Genomic DNA, 3,317 nt, shown 5'->3' with positions numbered 1-3,317 from the left:
GTTCCGATCTCCTAGAGCGGGTGGCAGATGTCCACCTCAAAGAACACCGTCCATTGGTGTTGGTGCCCCGCGAAACCCCCTTTAGTCTCATTCATCTGCAAAACCTGACCCAATTGGCAATGGCCGGGGCGCGCATTGTACCCGCCATTCCTGCTTGGTATCACCGGCCACAGACCATTGAGGACTTAGTGGATTTTGTGATCGCCCGTGCCCTTGATCAGTTAGGGTTGGATTGTGTGCCTCTGCAACGTTGGCAAGGACCCCTTTCCTAATGCGTGCTTGGATTTATTTGGGGGCGATCGCCCTGCTGACAACACTTGCCATCCAAAATTGGCAGCCGGTGGTCTCCCTGCGCTTTTTAGGACAGCAAACCCCGGCCCTTCCCCTTGCCGCTTGGATTGTGGTGGCCGCCCTTTCAGGGATCGTGGCTGGCCAGTGCTTACTCTGGTTAACCCTCGAAACACCGGCTCCAATAGCGCGGCCAACCCCGCGATCGCACCCCCCTGAACCTGAACTGGATGCCTCGATGCGTCCGCCGCTGGATGAGCCAGAGATGGATACTGGCGATGTCGAGGATTGGTTTAGCGAGCCAGAGCCAGCCCCGCGCGAACCAGACCTTGAACCAGACATTCAAGATCGCCCCCCCACAACCTACTCCTATCAATATCGTCCTTCCCGCAAAGCCACTGCCAAAGCCCCACCGCCTCCCCCTCAAGTTATGGATGCTGAATACCGCATTCTGACGCCGCCGCCCTCCAACGACAATCCCCCTGAGGATGAAGAAGACTGGGATATTCCCCTATGATCAAAGGCGTTGCATCGGAGGGATCTGCTGTGAAGGTTGCAGTGGTTGGTGCTACAGGCCGCACCGGTCAGCGAATTGTGAGTGCCCTACAATCATCTGAGCATCAGGCAATTGCCGTTGTGCGTAACCCCGCCAAAGCCCAAGGGCGGTGGCCAAGGGTCGAGATTCGTACTGCCGATGTCACCCAACCCCAGACACTTCCCCCCGCCCTTAAAGATTGCGAGGCAGTGATCTGTGCCACGGGCGCTAGCCCCAGTCTTAACCCCCTAGAACCCCTGAGTGTTGATTATCTGGGCACCAAAAATCTTGTGGATGCCGCCAAAGCCGCCCCAGTGCAGCAGTTTATTCTTGTCTCGTCGCTGTGTGTCTCGCAATTTTTCCATCCCCTGAATCTTTTTTGGCTAATTTTGTATTGGAAGCAGCAAGCAGAACGTTATCTCCAAGAAAGCGGTCTAACTTACACGATTGTGCGGCCAGGGGGTCTGAAGGAAACCGATGAGGGTGGCTTTCCGATCATTGCCCCAGCGGATACCCTCTTTGAGGGCAGTATCCCGCGATCGCGGGTGGCAGAAATCTGTGTGGCAGCCTTGGGCGAGCCAAGTGCCTACAACAAAATCTTTGAGGTGGTGAGCCGTTCCGATCAGACGCCGGTGGCCTATCCAGAGTTATTCCGCTCAGTTGCGGCGGTGTGAGGATAAGTTGATGCGCTTTTCCCGTTGGTTGGGGGCGATCGCCGGTCTGGTGGCGATAGGCTATTTCTTTTTGGGGACGCGTTCAAGTGCTCTCTGGTGGTACTGGTACCGCTGGCAGCCGGGTCAAATTGCCCCCTTAGTGATGCAGGGGGGGGATCCCTATGTACGGGCCCTGATGCGCACCATTTCTGCCAGTGAAGCCAATGATGCCAATCCCTACACGCTGCTCTATGGGGGGGAGCACGTCCAAGACCTCAGCCAGCATCCCGATCGCTGTATTCCCATTCGCCAAGGCGCCAATCAGCACCTGTGTACCACCGCCGCCGGCCGCTATCAATTTCTCACCACCACTTGGCAAGAAAAAGCCGCCCGCTATCATCCCCAACCGCCAAGCTGGTTTTGGCAGGGCTATAGCTTTGCCCCAGAGTATCAGGATCAGGTGGTCTATCGCTGGCTCACGGATCCTGCCGCTTGGAATGCCGATATTCCCCAGCTCCTGCGGGAAGGCCGAGTACAGGAGGTCTTTGCCCTCCTGTCGGATACATGGACCAGTCTGGGCTATGGCATGGAGAGCAACCGGATCACGCCCTACCTCGAAGAGATCTACCAGCAATTGTTGGCTCAAGAATTAGCCGCCTTCCAGACCGCCCAATCTGCGGGGAGGAGCCCATCGCCCTAGTTCATTTTCTCTGCCGACGGCTGCTCCAATCGCTGATTCTGGTCTTGCAATGCACTCAGTAACAAAGAGGCTTTCCCTTGCCCCCACAGATTAAAATCAAAAGAACCCTCTGGTGCAAATTGGCTGGCCTTGGTAGATGTCTATGTCGTTTCTTGAGTATCTCCATGCAGAACCCCGTCGTGTCATTGTCTTTGATGGCGCAATGGGCACAAATCTTCAGGCACAAAACCTGACGGCAGAGGATTTTGGTGGCAAGGAGTACGAAGGCTGCAACGAATATCTGGTCATTAGTCAGCCAGAGGCGGTGGCCAAAGTGCATCGCGATTTTTTGGCAGCAGGAGCCGATGTCATTGAAACGGACACCTTTGGCTCGTCTTCAATTGTTCTAAGTGAATACAATTTGGGCGATCGCGCCTACGAAATCAGCAAGAAAGCCGCTGTGCTTGCTAAATCCGTGGCCGCTGAATTTAGCACCCCCGAAAAACCCCGCTTTGTTGCCGGCTCGATGGGACCAGGTACTAAACTGCCCACCCTGGGCCACATTGACTACGACACCCTCTACAGGGCCTTTCGCGAACAGGCTGCTGGCCTCTTTGACGGCGGGGTGGATCTCTTTATCATTGAAACCTGCCAAGATGTCCTGCAAATTAAAGCAGCCCTCAATGGGGTGATGGCCGTCTTTCAGGAGCGGGGAGAACGCCGCCCCCTGATGGTTTCCGTGACGATGGAGCAGCAGGGCACGATGCTGGTGGGCTCGGAAATTGGCGCCGCCCTGACGATTCTGGAACCCTATCCGATTGATATTTTGGGTCTCAACTGCGCCACTGGCCCCGATTTGATGACGGAGCACATCCGCTACCTTTCGCAGCACTCCCCCTTTGTCATTTCCTGTATTCCCAATGCCGGCTTACCTGAAAACATCGGTGGCCATGCCCACTACAAGCTGACGCCGATGGAATTGCGGCTGGCCCTAACCCGCTTCGTCGAAGACTTTGGGGTACAAGTGATTGGCGGCTGCTGTGGCACGCGGCCGGATCATATTGCAGCCCTGGCAGAAATTGCAGCGACCCTGACCCCCAAGGCGCGATCGCCCCAACGAGTTCCCGCTGCCGCCTCCATCTACAGTCCTCAGCCCTATGAC

General features: G+C 56.2%; 5 protein-coding genes. All 5 read left to right on the top strand.

The annotated features are described in order from the left end of the window. Window positions 1-272, top strand: a 272-nt coding sequence (locus tag H8Q75_RS03905) for a flavoprotein (RefSeq protein ID WP_365970654.1), incomplete at its 5' end; no start/stop codon positions are given. After that, complete coding sequence (locus H8Q75_RS03900) at window positions 272-805, top strand: LapA family protein (RefSeq protein ID WP_024124177.1); 534 nt, start codon at window positions 272-274, stop codon at window positions 803-805. The genes H8Q75_RS03905 and H8Q75_RS03900, both read left to right, overlap by 1 nt. Window positions 806-834: 29 nt before the next feature. Next, window positions 835-1,497, top strand: coding sequence for an SDR family oxidoreductase (locus H8Q75_RS03895; protein ID WP_024124178.1), 663 nt, complete (start codon window positions 835-837; stop codon window positions 1,495-1,497). A gap of 10 nt (window positions 1,498-1,507) precedes the next feature. After that, a complete protein-coding gene (locus H8Q75_RS03890; protein WP_024124179.1) occupies window positions 1,508-2,176 on the top strand; it encodes a glycoside hydrolase family protein in 669 nt (222 codons plus the stop codon). Window positions 2,177-2,312: 136 nt separating this feature from the next. Beyond that, window positions 2,313-3,317: homocysteine S-methyltransferase family protein (locus H8Q75_RS03885; protein WP_297040679.1), on the top strand; the 1,005-nt coding region annotated here is incomplete at its 3' end.

The sequence above is a fragment of the Thermosynechococcus sp. OHK43 genome, from assembly GCF_014466085.1.
Lineage (GTDB): Bacteria > Cyanobacteriota > Cyanobacteriia > Thermosynechococcales > Thermosynechococcaceae > Thermosynechococcus.
Note: the sequence above shows the minus strand (reverse complement) of the source record. Positions and strands in the feature narration are given on the sequence as shown.

Coding starts and splice junctions, on each gene's coding strand:
- H8Q75_RS03890 (WP_024124179.1), top strand. CDS start 1,508: ATGCGCTTTTCCCGTTGGTTGGGGGCGATCGCCGGTCTGGTGGCGATA.
- H8Q75_RS03900 (WP_024124177.1), top strand. CDS start 272: ATGCGTGCTTGGATTTATTTGGGGGCGATCGCCCTGCTGACAACACTT.